Genomic DNA, 6,000 nt, shown 5'->3' on the forward strand with positions numbered 1-6,000 from the left:
AAGTGTGATCGGTCCGGGCCGCGTGATGCAAGCCGGATGACGTCAACGCTGCATCCCCACGCGCCTGAGGCCTGCCGAATATGCGTTGCAATTTCCGTTAGGCAAACCTCGGTGGAGAGCGGTTCGCCGTGATGGAATGGTTGGCTTACATGATGCTGGATCACGTTTCCTATGCCTGTGGCCCCGACGGCCTCCTCCCCACCGCCCAACGCATTTCGCAGGAGCTCGGCCTCGAATTCGTCAAGGGCGGCGTGCACCCGTCCTTCGGTACCCGGAACGCGATCTTCCCGCTGCGTAATCGCCAGTTCCTGGAGGTCGTCGAGGTGCTGGAGCATCCGGCCAGCCTGAAGGAGCCCTTTGGCCAGGCCGTGCGTGCGCGCTCCGAGGCGGGCGGCGGTTGGATGGGCTGGGTGGTCCGCGTTGACGACCTCGCACCGTTCGAGCGACGCCTGGACCGCAAGGCGGTGAAGGGCCACCGGCGCTTCCCGGACGGCCGCGATCTCACCTGGAAACAGATCGGCATCAAGGGGCTCATCGCGGACCCGCAGTTGCCCTACATCCTGCGGTGGGACGACGACAAGCTGCCGCTGCACCCCTCCGCAGCGCTGCCGAACCCGGTGGGCTCGCTGCGCGGGCTGAAGCTCGCGGGTAACCGCTCCCGCGTGCTGGACTGGCTCGGTAGCCCGGCCGTGTCCCCCGCGGCGGGGCTCAACGTGGAATACACCGATCCTGCCGGAACCCCCGGCCTCATGTCCGTCACCTTCGAGACGCCGCGGGGCATCGTCACGATCTGACGCGCACCTCCGGCGCCGCGGGGCCAAGGTGCCCGACGGCGGGTGCCGGGCACGTCGTCGTCGTGCCTTGGGTGCGCGGCGGGTCAGCCGCCGTAGCCGAACCACTGCGCCAGCAGTGGGTAGCCCACGAAACCCACCGCATCCAGCAGGAAGTGGGCGATGACCAGCGGCATGACGCGGCGGTAGCGCAGGTACACGGCCGTGAAGATCACGCCCATCAGGACGTTGCCGATGAACGGACCGATGCCCTGGTAGAGGTGATAGGAACCGCGCAGGACGGCGGTCAGCGCGACGATGGACCAGACTCGCAGGCCCAGGCGCTCCAGCCGGTCGACGAGGTAGCCGACCACCACCACTTCCTCCAGCAGGCCGTTCTTCAGTGCGGCGAGCAACAGGATGGGGATGCTCCACCAGTACTCCCCCAAGCCGCTGGTCTCGATGGCCGTGGTGATGCCCAAGGCCCTGCCCACCGTGTAGATGGCCAGGGTGCCTGCACCGATCACCGCGAACAGGGCGACGCCGCGCCAGGCATCGCCACCGGGTCGCTTGGCGTCCAGCCCCACCAGCCGTGCGGGGTTGCCGCCTGGGTTGCGGGCCAGCAGCCACAGGACCAGGGCCACCGGTGCCAACGCGAACACGAGGTTGGAGACCTGGTAGCTGAGATCGATCCACGGGCGAGGGCTCTCGGAGCCGTTGAGGTTGGCCGTTCCTTGCGAGATGGGGCCGCGCGAGGCCAGGTCCACCAGGTTGATCAGCGCGTTGACCCCCGAGCGCCCTAACGACAGGGCCAGGACGATCACGATCTCCCAGATCAGGACGGATCGCTTCGGTATCTGTTGCGCGTCGGTCACGCCTCAACGTTAGGCCACCGGGTCTGGATGGCAGCTGTGCTTCGGTTCTGTTTTTGGGGTTCTGTTGTCAGGGTGCTGTTTTCAGCGCGATACTCAACTGCAGCCGAAACCGGCCGATTCGGCTGCAGTTGGAAATCTGGCCGAAGCTACGCCCCACCTATGCTGAGAGCATGTCCAGGACACCCACCCAGGCCGAGGCCCTGGACGCCGCCGATCTCTTGCCGGGGCCCGACTGGATCACCGGCCGCGTCGAGGAGGGCGGCGACGACCACCTCGTCCTGATCCCCGGCGATGCTGAACCACAAGTCGTGGTGCGCATCGCCAGACGCCGGGACGTGGCGGACGAACTCCCCCGACGCATGGACTTCCTGACGGCGATCGCCCCTCACGTGCCCCTGACGCTTCCCGTCCCCGTCACCGAGGTGAGGCGGATGTCTCGAACTGGGGCAGGCGCGGTGGGGCAGAAATACGTTCCGGGTGCGCAGCATGCTCCGGGCAGCGGAGCTCCTGAGGCGTTGCGAGCAGTGCTGGACGTTCTGGAGCACGTGCCGACGTCCGTTTGGGAGGGACTCGTGGACCCTCCGTTCGAGGGGCAGCCGCGCTGGAACGAGGAGGAACGCGAGCTGGTGCTGCAGGCGCTTCCCGAAGCGGCACGCTCGGATGCCGCAGCGGTGTGGGACGCCCTCACGGCCATGGACGGCGAGGCGGTCGGGTTGGTTCACGGAGATCTGGCCGGGGACAACATGCGGTGGGTCGGCGAGCGCGTGGCCGGACTCCTGGACTGGGATCACGCTGCGGCGTGGGACCCAGCGATCAACCTTGCCCATCTGGCGTTGTGGCACGGCGCCGAGACCATCGACGCCGTGGCTCCGAACGGCCGCTTCGCCGCGCGCGCCGGCGTGTGGGTGGGGCACCTGAGCCTGATTCGGGTCTATGACGCGGCGCGGCGCCAGGCAGCAGGCGGCACCGTGCGCCGTTGGTCGCGCCTGCTACGTAAGACGCTGCCGAGGTTGGAGATGGCGTCAACGGCGGCCGGAAGGCTGTAGAGGTTGGCGGGCGTGCACTTTGGCCCGGCCCGCAGGCCCGGACGCCAAAGAGCCGGGTTTCCACCGTGCAGCCAGTGCCCCACCGGCTCCATGGTGTAAACCCGGCTCCGTGCAGACGACCTCAACAGATCGCTGCGGCCAGGACGAGGGTCGGGGCGGCGCAGCCACCGCTGCGGCCGGGATGAGGGTCAGGACAGCGCGGCCACCGCGGCGTCGTAGTCGGGCTCGGTCTTGATCTCCGGGACCAGCTGCGTGTAAATCACGTTGCCGTCCTCACCGATGATCACCACGGAGCGGGCCAGTGCGCCGGCCAGCGGGGAATCCAGCAGCGTCACGCCGTAGTCCTCGCCGAAGGAGGAGCGGAAGGCGGAGGTGGTGATGACGTTCTCGATGCCCTCTGCACCGCAGAAGCGGCCCAGGGCGAAGGGCAGGTCCTTGGAGACCGTCACGACCACGGTGTTGTCCAGGCCGGCGGCGCGCTTGTTGAACTCACGCACGCTCTGGGCGCAGACGCCGGTGTCCACGGACGGGAAGATGTTCAGCACAATGCGCTTGCCTGCGAAGTCGGCGTTGGTGACGTCCGCGAGGTCGGTGTTGACCGTGGTGAAGTCCGGGGCCTTGGAGCCTACGGCGGGGAGTTCGCCAACGGTGTGGGCGGGGGTACCTGAGAATGCAGTTGTAGCCATGGCTCCATCCTTGCATGCACGATGTCCCGACACGTCCGTGCTGGAAACGCCCAGGGCGAACAGCCGCTGCTCAGCGCCGCCGTGAGCTGATCCGCTCACGGCGGCGCCCGCTTCATCTCGGGCCGCCGCGGCGGAATGCTCAACGCCATGACTCAAGCACCAGCCCCACCACCGGCCCTCGCCGCGGCCACCGCCACGGAACTCGCCGCACGACGCATCATCCTCTTGGACCGCGCGCTCGAGGACGACAACACGTCCCTGCTCATCTCCCAGCTGACGCTGCTTTCCCAGCAGGACGCCGACTCCGACATCGTGTTGATGATCAACTCCCCCGGCGGATCGGTTCCAGGCATGCTCGCCATCGCCGACACCATGGCGCTCATCCCCAATGACGTGCGCACCGTGGCTCTCGGCATGGCATACTCCGCCGGTCAGTTCCTGCTCTCTGCAGGCACGCCCGGCAAGCGCTTCGCCCTGCCGCATGCGACGGTGCTGCTGCATCAGGGGTCCTCCGGTTTCGGAGGGTCCGCCGTGGACATCTCCCTGCAGGCCGAGCACATGCGCCGCAATCGGGACGTGGTCCTCGGGCTCATCGCCGTGCACACAGGGCAGAGCGTCGAACGCATCACCGCGGACTCACAACGCGACCGCATCTTCGAGGCCGACGAGGCCAAGGACTACGGCTTCGTGGATCACATCGTCCAGAACCTGGATGCGGTGCTCAGCGTGATCGAGCCTCGACGGCTCGGTCCCTCGCCCCAAACGGACCGATCAACTCAGAAGCGCCCAACAGCGCAGGCGGACCAGACAGCCACGGAGGACCAGGCATGAGCAGCTACACGATCCCCAACGTCATCGAGCGCACGCCCACGGGCGGTGAGCGCGTCGCGGACGTCTTCTCCCGGCTGGTCTCCGACCGGATCGTCGTGATCGGCACGCCGATCGATGAGGGGGTGGCCACCAGCGTGATCGCCCAGCTGCTGCACCTGGAGAACGAGTCGCCGCAGACCCCGGTGGACCTGGTCCTCAATTCCTCCGGGGCCGACGAGTTCTCGGCGCTGGCCATCCACGACACCATGAGTTTCATCCGTTGTCCCGTCACCGCGACCGTGGTGGGTCAGGCCGTGGGCGCTTCGGCACTCCTGCTGGCCGGCGCAGAGCCGGGCCACCGCATGGTGCTGCCGCATGCCAGGGTGGTGCTGCAGCAGGTCGCCGCGGAATCCGGACGGAGGGCCATCCCCGATCTCATCCCGGAGGCCGAGGAGGTTCTGAGAGTGCGCGGCGTCGTGGAGGAGCTCCTCGCTGCCGCTTCCGGGCACACACCCCAACAGATCCGCACCGCAACCGACCGGACGTTGGTTCTTCCCGGTCAGGCTGCTGTGGACTTCGGCGTGGCGGACCTGGTGATCGCCTCGCGTGAGCCGGACACCGGTGCGATGACGACGGGGACGGCAGCCGTCCCCGCCTGAGTCCAGGGCCCGAGAGTCCAAGACCCGACAGTTCGGGGCCCGGGCGGTCTGGGCCCTTCGGCGGTCAGGCCGCCAGCAGGAAGGCGTCCCGGGTTCCGGCAGAGACCCGGGTGCCTACCGACGTGGCCGCCGCTCCGGCGCGTGAAACACTGGAATCGAGCACCAAGAGCTTCTGGCCCTGAGACACTCGAGTCCCGGAACGTACCAAGACGTCCGACGCCAGCCGGGCCAGCTCGCCCACTCCGAGCCCCAGGGCGCCTGCGGTCGCCGCCAGCATCTCCGAGGACGGGTCCTTCATGCCGCGTTCCATCTCGGAAAGGTATTGGGCGGACACCCCTGCTCGCTCGGCCACGTCCACGAGGCGCAGCCGCTGCCGCAGCCGGACCCGACGCAGCACGGCGCCGACCGCCTCCCTCCACAGCAGCGGGCGGGCTTGGGTGTCTCTACCGGTGTTCATGCCACCAGCCTGACCTCTTGAGTGTCCCCGCGTCAGCCCGATCCGCTCTGAGCAGATTCATCACCCCCGCCGATTCACCACCCACGCAGATTCATCAGGCCGGCCGATTCACGAACCGCGCGGAACCACGACACACGCGGATCAGACCAGTCGGGCCAGTGCCTCACGCGCGGCTTGACCCAGCGCGTCCTGGTGGGTCAGGGAGATCAGCAGCAGGTGGACGCTCCAGCCTTGGGCTCTGTCCCACAGCGCCTGATCGCTGTGCTCGGCGTGAGCCTCGTAGACCTTCCGGAACGTCTCGACGCCTGTCGGCGTGAAGTGCCGCATGGCCTCGGCGAGGTCGCTGGCCGGGTCACCCACCGTGACGTCGCCCAGGTCCACGATGCCCGTCAGGCGCGCTGCGCGCTCCTCCCCCATGCCCGACGGCGTGGGGGCGGCCTCCGCCAGCACGTTGAGCAGGTGCGGATCGCCGTGGACCCAGACCGGCTCGCGGTCCCATTCGGGCGCGTCCTCCGCGGTGTGGATCATCCGCTCCAGAACCGTGAAGACGCCCGGCGCCAACAGTGGCTGGGCCTCCACGAGGCGCCGCCACCACAGCTGCGAACGAGCGGCAATGGGGACCCCTCGGACCGGATTGGACGGCGGCGCCGTAGGCGACGCTGCCGCGGGCGGCGGGGACGCGTCGTCGGGCATGGAA

General features: G+C 68.4%; 8 protein-coding genes. 4 read left to right on the forward strand and 4 right to left on the reverse strand.

Features of this window, described 5'->3' with window-relative positions; genetic code table 11:
* Positions 1 to 131 precede the first annotated feature (131 nt).
* Positions 132 to 794 (forward strand): VOC family protein, encoded by a 663-nt coding sequence (locus Q0A15_RS09300; RefSeq protein ID WP_291279248.1) that lies wholly within the window; start codon positions 132 to 134, stop codon positions 792 to 794.
* 83 nt (positions 795 to 877) lie between these two features.
* Here Q0A15_RS09300 and Q0A15_RS09305 read toward each other — a convergent pair whose 3' ends face one another.
* The gene (locus Q0A15_RS09305) at positions 878 to 1,645 is read right to left on the reverse strand and encodes a CPBP family intramembrane glutamic endopeptidase (protein WP_291279249.1); all 768 of its coding nucleotides are present in this window, start codon (positions 1,643 to 1,645) and stop codon (positions 878 to 880) included.
* Between the two features lie 170 nt (positions 1,646 to 1,815).
* On the opposite strand from Q0A15_RS09305, the gene Q0A15_RS09310 reads away from it, so the two are divergent.
* On the forward strand, positions 1,816 to 2,691 hold the full coding sequence (locus Q0A15_RS09310; protein WP_291279250.1) for an aminoglycoside phosphotransferase family protein: 876 nt from the start codon (positions 1,816 to 1,818) through the stop codon (positions 2,689 to 2,691).
* 188 nt (positions 2,692 to 2,879) lie between these two features.
* On the opposite strand, the gene tpx is transcribed toward Q0A15_RS09310, so the two are convergent.
* Positions 2,880 to 3,377, reverse strand: coding sequence for a thiol peroxidase (tpx, locus tag Q0A15_RS09315; protein WP_291279251.1), 498 nt, complete (start codon positions 3,375 to 3,377; stop codon positions 2,880 to 2,882).
* A 147-nt stretch (positions 3,378 to 3,524) separates the two neighbouring features.
* Here tpx and Q0A15_RS09320 point away from each other — a divergent pair, with 147 nt between their 5' ends.
* Both Q0A15_RS09320 and Q0A15_RS09325 read left to right on the forward strand, forming a co-directional pair.
* Complete coding sequence (locus Q0A15_RS09320) at positions 3,525 to 4,208, forward strand: ClpP family protease (RefSeq protein WP_291279252.1); 684 nt, start codon at positions 3,525 to 3,527, stop codon at positions 4,206 to 4,208.
* On the forward strand, positions 4,205 to 4,846 hold the full coding sequence (locus tag Q0A15_RS09325) for an ATP-dependent Clp protease proteolytic subunit (protein ID WP_291279253.1): 642 nt from the start codon (positions 4,205 to 4,207) through the stop codon (positions 4,844 to 4,846). Before Q0A15_RS09320 ends, Q0A15_RS09325 begins: the two co-directional genes overlap by 4 nt.
* Positions 4,847 to 4,910: 64 nt before the next feature.
* Here Q0A15_RS09325 and Q0A15_RS09330 read toward each other — a convergent pair whose 3' ends face one another.
* Positions 4,911 to 5,303, reverse strand: coding sequence for a helix-turn-helix domain-containing protein (locus Q0A15_RS09330; RefSeq protein WP_291279254.1), 393 nt, complete (start codon positions 5,301 to 5,303; stop codon positions 4,911 to 4,913).
* 141 nt (positions 5,304 to 5,444) lie between these two features.
* A partial coding sequence (locus Q0A15_RS09335; protein WP_291279255.1) for a phosphotransferase occupies positions 5,445 to 6,000 on the reverse strand: 556 nt, incomplete at its 5' end.

The organism is Galactobacter sp. (assembly GCF_022712295.1).
GTDB lineage: Bacteria > Actinomycetota > Actinomycetes > Actinomycetales > Micrococcaceae > Galactobacter.

What these genes read in the sequence shown, in the direction of transcription:
- Q0A15_RS09300 (WP_291279248.1), top strand. Translation starts at nt 132, where the DNA reads ATGGAATGGTTGGCTTACATGATGCTGGATCACGTTTCCTATGCCTGT.
- Q0A15_RS09310 (WP_291279250.1), top strand. Translation starts at nt 1,816, where the DNA reads ATGTCCAGGACACCCACCCAGGCCGAGGCCCTGGACGCCGCCGATCTC.
- tpx (WP_291279251.1), bottom strand. Translation starts at nt 3,377, where the DNA reads ATGGCTACAACTGCATTCTCAGGTACCCCCGCCCACACCGTTGGCGAA.
- Q0A15_RS09320 (WP_291279252.1), top strand. Translation starts at nt 3,525, where the DNA reads ATGACTCAAGCACCAGCCCCACCACCGGCCCTCGCCGCGGCCACCGCC.
- Q0A15_RS09325 (WP_291279253.1), top strand. Translation starts at nt 4,205, where the DNA reads ATGAGCAGCTACACGATCCCCAACGTCATCGAGCGCACGCCCACGGGC.
- Q0A15_RS09330 (WP_291279254.1), bottom strand. Translation starts at nt 5,303, where the DNA reads ATGAACACCGGTAGAGACACCCAAGCCCGCCCGCTGCTGTGGAGGGAG.